Source organism: Prevotella sp. LMAG:51 (assembly GCF_008680225.1).
In the GTDB taxonomy this organism is placed as follows: domain Bacteria; phylum Bacteroidota; class Bacteroidia; order Bacteroidales; family Bacteroidaceae; genus Prevotella; species Prevotella pectinovora.
Window position 1 is genome coordinate 132577 of the sequence record NZ_NALQ01000021.1, and the last position, 13834, is coordinate 146410.

The following is a 13834-nucleotide window of genomic DNA, read 5'->3' on the forward strand; positions in this document are numbered from 1 at the left end:
GACAATGTAAACCTAACGATTTTGTCACAAATATATGAACAATGCGATTATCCTCGTCTTTTGTCAGACTGGGACAACCGCATTGTTTTTTTGATACGATATAAAACTAATGTTATAGTTTCACACTCTCTATTCTCAACCTTATCATTCCTGCAGGCACTCTCACCTCCACTTCTTCACCTGCCTTTTTGTTGAGCATAGCCTGTGCAATTGGAGATTTTATGGATATCTTGCCTGTCTTCATGTCGGCTTCGTGTGGACTGACAATGGTGTATTTCATCGTGTGCGAGTTGGCAAGATTAGTGATTTCCACTTCGCTGAGCAGCCCCACACAGTCGCTCTTCAGCAACGCTTTGTCTATCACCCTCGCATTCTCCAGCACCCGCTGCAGGAAACGGATTCTGCCCAACACCCTTCCCTGCTCTCGCTTTGCGGCATGATATTCAAAATTCTCACTCAAATCGCCCTTGTCGCGGGCTTCAGAAATGGCATCTCTCACTCTAGGAAGTTCTACACGTTCGAGATGCTGCAACTCAGAGGCTATTTTGTCAAAGCCTTCCTGTGACATATATTCCATATTGTATTATCTTTGTTTCTGTTCGTCAATTTTAATGTCCAATAAATTCATTACTACTGATTGTATACAATCAGAACATATGAGGTGGTCTTCCTCCTCCGAAACCTCCATATGGGGGCATTCCTGGCCGTCCGCCAAATCCGCCACGAGGTATGTCGGATGGGTGCTTAGGCCTTCCATCCTTGTTGAAGGCATCTCTGCCTCCGAAGAGGTTGAAGCGGTATACAACGTGTATCATGGCGTAGCTACTGATATTGTTGTAGTAAGTGTCGCTACGTTGCATGGCGTTCACCGTTCTTGAGAAGTTGCTCATGTTCTGCAGAATGTCGTAGAATTGTATTGACACGCTCAGTGCATTACCCTTCAGGAAGCTTTGGCTTACCTGTGCGTTCCACACCAGTTCATTGGTATTTGCTCCGGCATCGTATCCTCTTCTGGAATTCTCGTGCAGGTCTGTAGTGATGCTCATGTTCCAGGGCAGATAGACATTGAGGTTTGCTCCATACGAGAACTGCCATGTGTCAAGATTGCTGCCCTGCTGCAACAGGTTGCGGGTGCGCATATAGTTGAGCGAACCATCGAGGCTTACGTCGAGCCAGTCTTTTCTGTAGCCGAAAGAAAGTTTCTCTGACAGACTTGTGGTCCTCGTGGTGTTCTTCTGCGTGACATGTGTGTCTTGACTATAGAGATAACCCACATAGTTGTTGTAGTTGAACGTAGTAAACGTGTTCACGTTCCACACTCCCACAGTATCTATCGAAGTGTTGAGCATCAGGGCAGCCATTGTGTTCCAGTTGCCGTTGATGTTCTCCGGCCGCGTTGTCCTTCCACCTGTTGTTTCGTCGTATGTCACGGCATTGCTCACGGCATTTCTCGTATTGCTCCAGTTCACGAATGTCATCACCGCAGTCTGATGACCAGGTATGTAGGTGTTGTAGAAGAGTCTGAAGTTGTTGGTGAACGAAGGTTTCAGACCTGGATTACCCTTTTTAATGTTCAGTGGGTCACTGTCATCTGTTATGTCGAGCAGGTCTGCCATCTCCGGCTGCGCCGTGGTGCCTCGATAATTTATCTTGAGGGTGCTAGTCTTTGAGAACTTATATTTGAACTCGAAAGTAGGCGACACGTTGACCACATTTCTCACAGTGTCGGTGCTCACGCCTCTATACTCCTGAATGAACTTTGATGTCTGTGGTTGCACCATTACACCGGCATTGAGGTTGTATTTCTTTTTCATCACCTTCACGCCCAACTGCATTTCGTGTATGTAATTCTTGTATTCAGAATAACGACTCTGCTCCTTGTCGTAATAGTCACCTAGATTTCCGCTCAGGAGCGATAGATAGTCTGTCCAGTTGCGATATGACGACATAACGTTGCCGAAAAAGTCTTGGTCCACTCTACTGAAATCGTATGTCGTTCTGTCGCTCTTTCTGAAATTGTATGTGAACTTATAGCTGAGCTGTAAAAATACTCCTCGCCATAGCGGTTCGCTGTAAGTGAACTGCAGCTCCGTCTGCAAGTTCTTGGTCGGAGTGACGTTATACCTGTTAGTCTGGTATGTGGAGTCTGCTCCATAAATGTCTTTTATCTGATACAGATGAACATTCGACAATGATAGATTGTTGCTCTTGCCATCGGCATAACTCATGTCACCTCTAAGTGTGATGTTGCGTCCTTTGGTGCCGAGTTTTCTGTTGAGCTGAAGCATTGCCCCCGCCTTTTTCGACTCTGTGTATGAGACGCTGCGGTTCTGTCTGCTGTTCACTATTACTCCATGCTCAGCCATACTGTCGAGCGATGCCAGCGGATCGTCTCCATACGAATATGGGTTGTCCTGAAATGTTGCCGAAACTCCATTGGTCTGTGCGTCATTAGTGGAATATGAGAATGTTGGTCTGAACATGATGTTAGTCATGGAGTCTGGTGTCCATTCCATCTTGACTCTCGCATCATAACCATTGACACGCGTGAGGTTTGCAGTATTGCTGTTTGAGAACGCACCACTCTTGTTCACGAAGTTCTCCACCGCCTGTGTCTGCTGCAGGTCTCCGTTTGAGTGATTCCATCTGCCACCGGCATCGAGTTTCAGTTTGCCTTTATCCTCATAATTCATGTTGAAAGCAACCATTTTCTTGGAGTTTAACCCTTGCATCGGTGCTCTCCATCTGCCTCCACCTCCCGGGAATCCGGCATCATTTACATTGTTGGCGTTGCCGAATCCCATTATACGTACCTTCTCCTGGAATCCAGCCCCCATCAGTCTCTCGGCATACCTGCCGTGGTTGCCAATAGATAGATCTGCATTACCAAACACTCCCTTGTTCATGCCTTTCTTTATTCCAAAGTCAAGCACAGTCTCTTCCTCTCCGTCATCGATGCCTGTCACTTTGGCGAGATCGCTCTTCTCTTCATATGCCTTTACTTTTTCGATAATAGACGTTGGTATGTTTTTCATGGCGGTCTTGGTATCTCCACTCATGAACTCCTTTCCGTCGAAAAGGATCTTCTTCACTTCCTTTCCGTTTATGGTGATTTTTCCATCGTCATCGACCTGTGCGCCAGGGAGTTTTCTCACAAGCTCTTCCACTACAGAGCCTTCAGGTGTGCGATATGCCGAAGCGTTATACACGAAGGTGTCTTCCTTAAGCGTCACCTTGGCTGCCTGTCCGAGGATTGTGGCTCCTTTCAGCATCACAGCGTCAGCTCCAAAACTGATTTTCCCCATGTCGACTTCTGGTTGGGTCTGACTGACAGCAAAAGATTTGCTTATAGTATTGTAGCCCACACTCGAGAAGCGCAGTATGTATTTGCCGGGACCTTCAATGGAAAGGCTGAAATTGCCGACGTCATCAGTGAGAACTCCTTTTACGAATGTGCTGTCGCTCTTCAGTAACTGTACTGTAGCCATCAGCACTCCTTCCTTAGTGTCACGGTCTACAAGAGTACCCGCCACTTTCATCTCCTGTGCCATAACCATCGTTACGCTAAGAATGGCAAGGAGTAACATCTTGAATCTTTTCATATTTAATATTGTATATTACTTATTAATGAAGAACTCTGTGTAACTGATATACAACACTTCATTCATATGCGGCATAGGGCCAAACAAATGTCATGTGTTGACTCAAATTTAGTTATAGACGCACAAAGCAAGCAAATGTTTAACCCAAAGCTTGGCAAAATAACAAAGATTTTTTCATTTTCTCGACAGATTTTCATATTTTTGCAATTATTTACTGAACTTTCAGTGCAATGAGTGCCACCATATTCCAACGGCACGTACAAACATACATATTCTCAATACGGCAATAAAAGAAATCACAATGCAACAGGTCATTATAACCCACAAAATTGCTGATGAATTGACAAAGGCTCTTGTTTCAGGAAACTACGACAAGGTGTTCACATTTACCGACAAAAACACCCGCCTCCATTGTCTGCCAATCATCAACAGCTGCGAAGCAACACGCAACGCCTACCACATCACAATAGATGCCTCTGACACGAACAAGACTCTCGAATCAACCGTACACGTGTGGAGGGAACTTAGCGACAACGGCTGCACACGACATTCGTGTATGGTGAATGTTGGCGGAGGCATGGTAACCGATCTGGGAGGCTTTGCTGCGTCATGTTTCAAGAGGGGCATCGACTTCATCAATGTCCCCACCACCCTGCTGGCAATGGTTGACGCCTCTGTAGGAGGAAAGACAGGAATAAACTTCAACGGACTGAAAAACGAGATTGGCGTGTTCAAGGATGCGAATACTGTTTTCATTGATACGATATTTCTTAAGACTCTCGACCATCAGAACATTCTGTCGGGATATGCCGAAATGCTGAAACACAGCTTGATAAGCGACGACAAAATCTGGGCGAGACACTTGCTTTTCGATTTTGACAAACTCGACCTGAATGAACTCTCGTTGATGATAGCCGACAGTATAGAACTGAAAAGGCGCATAGTAACTGAAGACCCTCACGAAAATGGCATCCGCAAGGCATTGAATCTGGGGCACACCATTGGTCACGCCTTGGAATCATTGGCTATGCAGAAAGGCAAGACTCTACTGCATGGTTATGCCATAGCTTATGGACTTGTGGGGGAATTATTTCTTAGCTGCGCTCTGCTGAACTTCCCTACGACGAAGATGAGACAGACGACAAGGTTTGTACTCGATAACTACGGACGCCCCGAATTCTCATGCAAAGACTACGACAAACTATTCTCGCTGATGCTCCACGACAAGAAGAACACAGGCGACATGATAAACTTCACGCTACTCTCCGATGTGGGTGAAGTGAGGATAAACCAAACGGCTTCTAAAGAACTTGTCTTCGAAGCTCTAGACTTTCTGAGGGAGAGCTGATACCTTTTAACGGTCCCAATCGGTCATCAGGCCGTTCAATGTAGTATTTTAATACTGCGTCGTAGGCTTTTCCCATAACTAAATAATGCGGATACCAACCTGACACCAGGCTTAGCATCCGCATTCACACTATTCTTTAAAATCACAATTATCATTCCATCGCCACAGCAGAGCGCACACGACTCAACGTTTCCGGCGTCATCTGCAAATAGCTTGCCACATATACAAGCGGTGCTTTCATTATGACCTTAGGATTAAGTTTGCAAAGTTTCAGATATCTGTCCTTCGCACTCTCAAAGCGCAACAGGTCTGCTCTGCGCTGCGATATTATGAGACTCTCCTCCAGAATCTTCCTGTAGAGAATCTGTATGTTCACGTTATGAAGCGCCACCTCCTCGAGCCTTTTCTTGGGCAGTGCATATACGATAGTAGGCTCCAGGGCCTCGATGACAAGTTTTGACGGTTCCTCTCTGAAAAGGCTTTCGATACTCATAACTATAGTGCCATCGGCAGCAAGATATTCAGTCACGCTCTTGTTGTTCTTGAAATAAAATTCGCGAACCATGCCACGCTCCACATAATAGATGGCGTCACTCACATCTCCAGATTCCACCACCTTTTCGCCACGTGCAAACTTCATGGGCACGAGAATACTCTCCAAAATGTCAAGCTCATCGTGTGCCATTGTGCTGTATCTTCTTGCCAGTTCCCTGGCAATGTCTCTCTTTGTCAAGGTTGGTTCTTTCATGATGACTTCCCCTCCTGTTAATTTTGTTTATATATTTATTTCATTGCAGGTTTTCCACATCCAGTCCAGGAATCCATGGCGTCAGTCGAGTTTCAGTACTGCCAGGAATGCCTTTTGAGGCACTTCCACATTGCCGATCTGCTTCATGCGCTTCTTTCCCTTTTTCTGTTTCTCGAGCAGTTTGCGTTTACGGCTCACGTCTCCACCATAGCATTTTGCCGTTACGTCCTTACGCACGCACTTGATTGTCTCGCGCGCCACGATCTTTGCTCCTATGGCAGCCTGTATAGCAATATCAAACTGCTGCCGAGGTATCAGTTCCTTGAGTTTCTCGCATATCCTTCTGCCGAAAGCCACTGCGTTGTCCTGATGGGTGAGAGTCGACAATGCATCCACCGGTTCTCCGTTGAGCAGGATATCGAGCTTAGCAAGCTTAGACAGGCGGTAGCAATCCACATGGTAGTCGAACGAGGCATAGCCTTTAGAGATGCTCTTCAGCTTGTCGTAGAAATCAATTACAATCTCTCCCAATGGCAACATGAAGTGAAGGTCCACACGATTTCCACTGATATACTCCTGCTTGAGCAATTCGCCTCGCTTGTCGAGACAGAGTTTCATTATAGGACCGATATAGTTGGTATCGGTGATTATCGACGCCTTGATATAAGGCTCCTCAATGTGGTCTATCATCGTGGCATCGGGCAGTCCCGATGGATTATGCACTTCTTTTGATTCACCGTGCTTGTCGTATACCATATATGAAACGTTTGGCACGGTAGTAATCACGTCCATATTGAATTCTCTGTCAAGCCGCTCCTGAACAATCTCCATATGAAGCAGTCCGAGGAACCCACATCTGAATCCGAATCCGAGGGCCACCGACGATTCTGGTTGGAAGGTCAATGAGGCATCGTTGAGCTGCAGTTTCTCAAGCGACGTGCGCAGGTTCTCATACTCTGAGGGGTCGATAGGATAAACACCGGCAAACACCATCGGCTTCACTTCCTGGAATCCATCTATGGCCTTGGCGCACGGACGCGCCACATGGGTTATGGTATCACCGACCTTCACCTCTGTCGGGTCTTTTATACCGCTTATTATATATCCCACCTCTCCTGTAGAGAGTTGCTTGCGTGGAATCATATCCATCTTGAGCACTCCTACCTCGTCGGCTGTATATTCCATTCCTGTGTTATAGAACTTCACTTTGTCGCCTTTGCTGATCTTTCCATTCTCTATCTTGAAGTATGCAATAATGCCACGGAAAGGATTGAATACAGAGTCGAAGATGAGTGCCTGCAGGGGCTTCTCCGGCTCTCCTGTGGGATGTGGAACGCGATCTATTACAGCCTTCAGTACATCCTCCACTCCCTCTCCGGTTTTTCCGGAAGCTCTGAGAATGTCTTTCCTGTCGCATCCGATAAGTTCAATTATCTCGTCTTCCACCTCTTCCGGCATAGCCGAAGGCATGTCAATCTTATTGATTACCGGGATTATCTCGAGGTCGTGATCGATAGCCATATACAAGTTACTGATAGTCTGCGCCTGAACTCCCTGTGTGGCATCTACCACGAGTAGCGCCCCCTCGCATGCCGCAATGCTTCGCGACACCTCATAAGAAAAGTCTACGTGTCCCGGAGTGTCAATGAGATTCAGTATATAGTCCTTACCTTCGTGGTTATATTCCATCTGAATGGCATGGCTCTTGATGGTGATGCCTCGCTCCTTCTCAAGATCCATATTGTCGAGCATCTGTCCCTCAACGATCTTGATGGTATTGGTATATTCCAAAAGCCTGTCGGCAAGTGTAGACTTGCCGTGGTCGATGTGTGCTATGATGCAAAAGTTTCTTATATTCTCCATTAGGGTTTTGTAGTTACAATATATATCAATGTAGTGACGGAAAGCCGTACGGCATGTGCGTCCACAATATTTCTATTTGCAAATATACATTTTTTTTCCGACTGTCACAATGAATAATCAAGAAACTTTATTTTTATGATTAAAGTTTGGCATGTTGGAAACTTTCCGAACGGAAAAGAAGTAAAAAGACACAGGAAGGCGAAAGGAATAATCAACTACGACAACTATGCCACTGCTCCCCAATATGCCCAAACGAGTATTTTTAATATACACATATAACTATCAAAATAACAACACGTTTATATAAACAGACAAGAAGAGACTAGGAGTTCAGTTGGCAAAGTGTCGCAGTTCAGGAAACATCTTTTACAAGACATTAAACATCCCATAAATGTCTGGGCAAGGAAAACAAAGTACCTGTCAGAATACAAGAAACAACCGTTTCAGCAGGCAACAACCAATGGTTTACTAGCTGAAAACGGTTGAAAACAATTCATTAAACAGCGTCATTCCGCGTACTTGCCAATATGTCACTCCTCTACTTTACACCTATTTGCCACATCGACAACATCCATTTCATTGGTCAGGACCGCCGAGGGGAAAACACGGCACGCCTCATCAAGAAGACAGGTCTCATCGGCATATTTAGAAGAATAATGGCCAAGAAGAAGGAGTCCTGCACAGGAATCGGATGCCACACGGGCAGCCTCTGAGGCAGTGGAATGATAATACTTGCGGGCATTGGCAGCATCTTTATCTCCATAAGTAGACTCATGATAAATCACGTCAACACCGTATACCAATTTGTGAAGGTCTGGCATATAGCGCGTGTCTGAACAAAAAGCATACGAGAGAGGCTTGTCTGCCGGTAGGACAAGACGGGAGTTCGGAATTGTCTCGCCATCAGCGGTCGTCCAATCTTGCCCCTGTTTGATATTATTGAACTGGCTACGCGGAATCTCATAGAAATCTAGCATTTCCCTGTTGAGGTGTGGCTGCAGCGGTTTCTCCTTAAACAAGAATCCGCAACAGGGCACACGATGAGACAGAGGAACAGTGGTCACCGTAAGACTCTTATCCTCATATACGACTTCACTCCTTGTGGTTTCCAACGGATGGAACACCAATTCATACTCGAAAGTCTGGCAGAACATACGTCTCTGCAGATCGAACAGCTCCGTCATCTCCTTCGGTGCATAGATATGCAATGGAGCCGTGCGCCCCAGCAATCCGAAAGTAGAGACAAGCCCCATCAGTCCAAAACAATGGTCACCATGCAGATGCGAGATGAACACGGCGTTTACCTTGCCGAAATGGACACGGCTCTTGCGCAGCTGCAGCTGGGTGCCCTCACCACAGTCCACCATGAAAAACTTGTCGTGCACCTCAACAAGCTGTGCCGTGGTATTATGCTTTAAATTTGGCAGTGCGCTGCCACAGCCAAGTATATGAACACGAAATCTTGCCATATGCTAATGTTGCTTTACATCTCTCTTATATGCATATATTCCCTTCTGGTTTTCAAGCAGCAGAGAATCCGGGCCGAGACCATATACGCTGAAAGTGTCGGAGCTCAATACCAGTCTGCCATTGTTTATCTTCCACTCCACGTACGGGTTAGGCTCACTGTCGTCGCCTGTCACCACTCCACCTTCTTCTATCACGAAATGACGGTCTATGCTCGTCCATTTACCCATTAAGGATGTTATGTTGAGAACCGATTTGGCAAATAGCTCCCCATCGGCTGTCTTACAAGAAATCACAGCCAAATGGTCGCCGGCAAGCAATCCTCCCTGCACATTGCTGCAGGTGTCTGCACCCTCCAGCAGAAGGGAAAGAGTGTCACCCTTGTCGGTAATAAGTTCCAAAACCGACATGGACGTGCCTTCGCCACATATGCCATAAAGCGTGGAATCCGCCGCAGCATTGCTGTCCACCAGTGTTGGGGCATTGTCGCCGTCAGTCTTTTTCTTGCCATCGCATCCTACCAGAGAGGAGAATGCAAGACATACAGCAATAAACAAAAATACTTTCCTCATATTGTATGATTTATTATGTTTTCAACAATAAGACAACGGTGTTTCCGCCATCCTTTATTCATTAGACTTTGCTTCATCCCAAAGTTTATCCATCTCATCCAAAGTCATTTCCGTCAAAGGTTTACCCAATTTGATTGAATGATCTTCAATATAATTGAATCGACGTATAAACTTCTGGTTTGTCAGCTCCAGGGCATCATCGGGATTGATTTTATAAAGACGGGCTGCGTTGATGACACTGAACAGGAAATCGCCAAGTTCTTTTTTAGACTTTTCCTTGTCACCCTTCCGCAGTTCCTCCTCCAGTTCCGACATTTCCTCACGCACTTTTTTCCACACATCACCACGGTCTTCCCAATCGAATCCCACGTTGCGCGCCTTGTCCTGAATGCGGTATGCCTTTATCAATGTCGGCAGAGCATCCGGAACACCTGAAAGCACACGCTTGTTGCCATCTTTCTCTTTCAGTTTTATCTGTTCCCAGTTCTCTATAACCTTCTGTGCCGTGTCGGCATTCTGCATATCAGAAGGCTTGTCATCCTCACCATAAGGCAATGGCTTAGGTGATGAAGCACCGACCTGTGAAGGGTGGTACACATGGGGATGGCGGAATATAAGCTTGTCAGCAAGTTTGTTGCAGACGTCGGCAATGTCAAACGCGCTTTTCTCCTCACCAATCTTAGCATAGAAACAGATATGGAGAAACACATCTCCAAGTTCCTTGCAAATATTCAGCGTATCGTCTTTCATGAGGGCATCGCTTAGTTCAAACACCTCTTCTATCGTATTTGTTCTCAGGCTCTGGTTTGTCTGTTTTTTATCCCAAGGACATTTCTCTCTCAACGTGTCGAGCACATCGAGAAAACGCCCGAAGGCCTCTAGTTTTTCTTCTCTTGTATGCATTTTAGTTCTTTTAAGTTTACGAGTCAACATGTGGACAAGTCGTTTGGGGAACCCATTTCCAACAATTCCAAATGAAAGGACCAAGGAAACCACCCTACTGACAGGCCATCAGTCCAAGGCTAAATCTCTCCTCTTGGATTTCACTTGTCTCTGGTCAATTTATACGTTATACGTTTTATCAATATCATTTCAACAGCGGTAATGCCGAAGCAGTTGAGCATAGCTCCATCGTTGATGAAATCCTCGTCGAGGATATTCGAAATGGACAGATAGTCGGGAGCAGAAGAGTCTTTTCTTGACTTCAACAAATTCTCGCAATATTCGGCAAACAAGGTGGTAGCACCTGAAATGTCTTTCATGAACCACTTGCAGTAGCCTGCATTAAGTAAATCCATGTCACCCACAGTATCACTATCGAGCAGTTTGGCGTAGATTTTCGCTGCCTGTTCAAGTTTGTTCTCACCCATAAGAGTCCAAGCCAGGACTCTCTTTACATTGGCGGACTCCGGATATTTGTAATCAAGCTCATACAGTATTTTCGCAGCCTGTTCGAAATCTCCCATCTTGGAGCATACTATTGCATAGTGTAGAGCGTACGACTTATTGTCTGGCTCAAGGGTATAGAGTTTGCGATATGCATTCTCAGCCATTTTCAGGTCGTTGGAATGGAAAGCGGCTTTTGCCATTCCCCTCAACGCCCTTATGTCATCGCCCGAGAAATATGCAGCTTTCAGAAAGCATTCTTTAGCCTCAACGAAATCTCTCGACATCTCAAGATAATAGCCACCCTTCACCAGATATCCAGCTACAGAACCGTCGAACTGTAGCTTGGGCATCAGTTTGGATAACAGTATCGCTTCACGACGCGACAACAGGAAATTGCCCAACTCAACGCGTTTCTCACTTACTGCTGTGTTGTCAAAAAGAGAACAAGCCATGAAGAGCACATTATCTGTGTCGAAAGGATTGTATATCTGGTTATGCCAGCGATAGAGGCGGTAGAAGCGATATAGATCCTGAAGGGCTCTTCTGCGCAAATAGGCAGGAGTGGCCATTTCTTCATCACTCATAAATTGCTGCTTTGGCATCTCGCCATGATTCATCATTTCTATCATGTCCGACGGTATCTTGTCTATCACCGACACAACGGCAAGGGCAAAAGAATACTTGTCGCTGTCGCAGAACGGCCCTGTTGCCATCAGGTTGGTCAGAAACCTGTTGCGCTTTAGACTATCTTTCACGCGGTGAAGTTCGGGATGGTTCAAGCTGAATGGAAAGAACCAGTTTGGAAGACTATAGAAGAAGGAGAAACGCTTCATTTGTGAGAAGCCTCCGAAATAGATGTCCGCTCCACTCTTCTGCATCTCTATCATCTTCTGGAACTTGTTCTCCACTTCTTCCATCGACCTGTCGTCGGCTTCAGGATCCAGGATATCCCTCAGTTCCTGATCATTGTCTTCGATGCCAAGACGATAAGACGTGAGATTGCTGTTCTTTACCAACGTTGGCATGATGTCTCGCTGTATGATGTCGTTGTCATTTTCGGCATTCATGCAGAATACCATTTGTTTCTGCAAGTCGAGCAGGTCTCTCACCACATCATCACGAGAGAGCAGAGGCGACATTATCTGCAATTGCAGAGCAGAATCTACACCATCAGTAACCGACAGAGTCCATGCTATCAGAGCCTTCTGCTTCAGTGCCTCGTCTTTGGCTTCACTGTATATTCTGACAAGCACACGGAACTTGTTAATGTCGAAATTATTCATCACCGACAACATCATGGCACTGACGACCACTTGAGCGTCTCCTGAATCCACTGTGGGCGATAGAATAATGTCACCAATGGCACTGGCCTGTTCTTCAGTCCAAAGTTCAGAAACTACGATATGACAGAACAATGCCTGCATGAATGAATAATGAGACAAATATAGCTCATCCGCCATTTTGTCGCGTTTCTCTACCGATTCAAGCTGCAACATAGCCAAATCTGAAACGAAGTCTTCCATCTGCATCCGTATAGCCTTCTCTGAGAAAGAATTTGTCTTCACTGAGGCTCTCGAATAGGCATCCTTATAGAAATCAACGTTTCTGCGTCTATAGTCGGACCTAAGATTACGAATACCCCCCTTCAACTTGTCCAGCATATCATTGTACATAGATTCGCGCATGTCGTCCTCCACGCCTAGCTCCATGTAATGAAGCATGAGGCGGAAATTCTCCTTTATGTCCTTCACATCTTCAGAATAAGGAACATAAGGATGCGACTCTACATAGGGCAGTATGATATCTAACGCCGCTCCGAGGTCTTTGCCTTCAACAAGCCGAAGGGCTACGGAAAACTGTTTCAATTCATTCTTATCCATAACACATACTATTTAGAGACATTACTATATTTGAAGTAATGCCTTATCATTTGAGAATAACCAGCTGCATTTTGCTTCGCGATGCGTTCCTGTGCTATTTTATAAGCACGTACAAAAGTATCTATCTGCTGTTTCTTGCGCTTATCTGACTCTACGCAGGATGTGAAGAACAGTCCAGACAGGTCTTTCGAACAACTGTTACTATTCATCAACACCACACCTCCGCTTTTCTTGGCAACAGAAGCCTGCGGTTCTGTAAGCCATGCCGCGTCTATCTCGCCGTTCTGAAGCATTTTCAGGCGAATATCAACATCGTTCACCTGCACACGGAAGAACTCTTCCTTCTTTCCCTTTATGCTGTCGGACATCTTGTCGCAAAGGAAATCTGTGGCAGAAAACCTTGTCATCGCAACCAGCTTGTCTGACAGTTGGTTTATCTTAGTGACACGCGACTTTCTGTTTGCCACAAGTTTCCATTCCATTCTTGTAGACAACACCTTATCAAAAGAAAGTCTGCCATGGTTGACAAGATATTCTATGCGTTTGTCGTCAACGAAAGCTCCATCAATCGTCTTTTTTCCCAACGATTTGTCGCAATCAAGCTGCGAAGTGTAGTGGACGAGCTTAACATCAACCCCCAAAGAGTCGAATATGCCTTCATCCAGAGCTACGAAAGCAGGCAGACAGTCGATGCGTTGCGAAACGCCAACCTTTAGAGCCAAGGAGTCTTTCGCCTTCCTCTCCATCTGGTCTTTATCTGTGGTCTTGCCACCGCCTCCAATAGAGCACCCCATAAGAATAGCTGCTACGAAGGCTCCAAAGAGTTTATTTATGTTTGTCATCATTGCCATTTACTTTATTATGAAGGATATGAAGCCAAGTTCCTCCGGTTCCAAGAATGAAGCATCACTCCACATCAGACAGATATGGTATATATAAATACAGCACAAAGATAACGCTTTATT

General features: G+C 45.7%; 10 protein-coding genes. 1 reads left to right on the forward strand and 9 read right to left on the reverse strand.

The window, feature by feature from the left end:
- Positions 1-112 precede the first annotated feature (112 nt).
- Together greA and CCC32_RS07510 are read right to left on the reverse strand one after the other, a co-directional pair.
- Positions 113-577, reverse strand: coding sequence for a transcription elongation factor GreA (gene greA / locus CCC32_RS07505; protein ID WP_042519452.1), 465 nt, complete (start codon positions 575-577; stop codon positions 113-115).
- A gap of 70 nt (positions 578-647) precedes the next feature.
- The gene (locus CCC32_RS07510) at positions 648-3602 is read right to left on the reverse strand and encodes an outer membrane beta-barrel protein (protein ID WP_287073407.1); all 2955 of its coding nucleotides are present in this window, start codon (positions 3600-3602) and stop codon (positions 648-650) included.
- Positions 3603-3897: 295 nt separating this feature from the next.
- On the opposite strand from CCC32_RS07510, the gene aroB reads away from it, so the two are divergent.
- Positions 3898-4950, forward strand: coding sequence for a 3-dehydroquinate synthase (gene aroB / locus CCC32_RS07515; RefSeq protein WP_287073464.1), 1053 nt, complete (start codon positions 3898-3900; stop codon positions 4948-4950).
- A 151-nt stretch (positions 4951-5101) separates the two neighbouring features.
- Here the strand turns inward: aroB and CCC32_RS07520 are convergent, their stop codons facing one another.
- The 7 genes from CCC32_RS07520 to CCC32_RS07550 all read right to left on the reverse strand — a co-directional run bounded on the left by CCC32_RS07520 (position 5102) and on the right by CCC32_RS07550 (position 13714).
- Positions 5102-5698 (reverse strand): Crp/Fnr family transcriptional regulator, encoded by a 597-nt coding sequence (locus CCC32_RS07520; RefSeq protein WP_044065902.1) that lies wholly within the window; start codon positions 5696-5698, stop codon positions 5102-5104.
- Between the two features lie 81 nt (positions 5699-5779).
- Positions 5780-7561 (reverse strand): translation elongation factor 4, encoded by a 1782-nt coding sequence (gene lepA, locus CCC32_RS07525; protein WP_287073411.1) that lies wholly within the window; start codon positions 7559-7561, stop codon positions 5780-5782.
- A 530-nt stretch (positions 7562-8091) separates the two neighbouring features.
- Complete coding sequence (locus CCC32_RS07530; protein WP_287073413.1) at positions 8092-9030, reverse strand: ribonuclease Z; 939 nt, start codon at positions 9028-9030, stop codon at positions 8092-8094.
- A gap of 3 nt (positions 9031-9033) precedes the next feature.
- Complete coding sequence (locus CCC32_RS07535; protein WP_042519457.1) at positions 9034-9600, reverse strand: lipocalin-like domain-containing protein; 567 nt, start codon at positions 9598-9600, stop codon at positions 9034-9036.
- A gap of 54 nt (positions 9601-9654) precedes the next feature.
- On the reverse strand, positions 9655-10503 hold the full coding sequence (gene mazG / locus CCC32_RS07540) for a nucleoside triphosphate pyrophosphohydrolase (RefSeq protein WP_287073416.1): 849 nt from the start codon (positions 10501-10503) through the stop codon (positions 9655-9657).
- 140 nt (positions 10504-10643) lie between these two features.
- Positions 10644-12869 carry a tetratricopeptide repeat protein gene (locus CCC32_RS07545; protein WP_287073419.1) on the reverse strand — a complete coding sequence of 742 codons (2226 nt, stop codon included), beginning with the start codon at positions 12867-12869 and terminating at the stop codon, positions 10644-10646.
- An 8-nt stretch (positions 12870-12877) separates the two neighbouring features.
- Positions 12878-13714 carry an ABC transporter substrate-binding protein gene (locus tag CCC32_RS07550; protein ID WP_287073422.1) on the reverse strand — a complete coding sequence of 279 codons (837 nt, stop codon included), beginning with the start codon at positions 13712-13714 and terminating at the stop codon, positions 12878-12880.
- Positions 13715-13834 lie beyond the last annotated feature (120 nt).

What these genes read in the sequence shown, in the direction of transcription:
- greA (WP_042519452.1), bottom strand. Translation starts at nt 577, where the DNA reads ATGGAATATATGTCACAGGAAGGCTTTGACAAAATAGCCTCTGAGTTG.
- CCC32_RS07510 (WP_287073407.1), bottom strand. Translation starts at nt 3,602, where the DNA reads ATGAAAAGATTCAAGATGTTACTCCTTGCCATTCTTAGCGTAACGATG.
- CCC32_RS07520 (WP_044065902.1), bottom strand. Translation starts at nt 5,698, where the DNA reads ATGAAAGAACCAACCTTGACAAAGAGAGACATTGCCAGGGAACTGGCA.
- lepA (WP_287073411.1), bottom strand. Translation starts at nt 7,561, where the DNA reads ATGGAGAATATAAGAAACTTTTGCATCATAGCACACATCGACCACGGC.
- CCC32_RS07530 (WP_287073413.1), bottom strand. Translation starts at nt 9,030, where the DNA reads ATGGCAAGATTTCGTGTTCATATACTTGGCTGTGGCAGCGCACTGCCA.
- CCC32_RS07535 (WP_042519457.1), bottom strand. Translation starts at nt 9,600, where the DNA reads ATGAGGAAAGTATTTTTGTTTATTGCTGTATGTCTTGCATTCTCCTCT.
- mazG (WP_287073416.1), bottom strand. Translation starts at nt 10,503, where the DNA reads ATGCATACAAGAGAAGAAAAACTAGAGGCCTTCGGGCGTTTTCTCGAT.
- CCC32_RS07545 (WP_287073419.1), bottom strand. Translation starts at nt 12,869, where the DNA reads ATGGATAAGAATGAATTGAAACAGTTTTCCGTAGCCCTTCGGCTTGTT.
- CCC32_RS07550 (WP_287073422.1), bottom strand. Translation starts at nt 13,714, where the DNA reads ATGATGACAAACATAAATAAACTCTTTGGAGCCTTCGTAGCAGCTATT.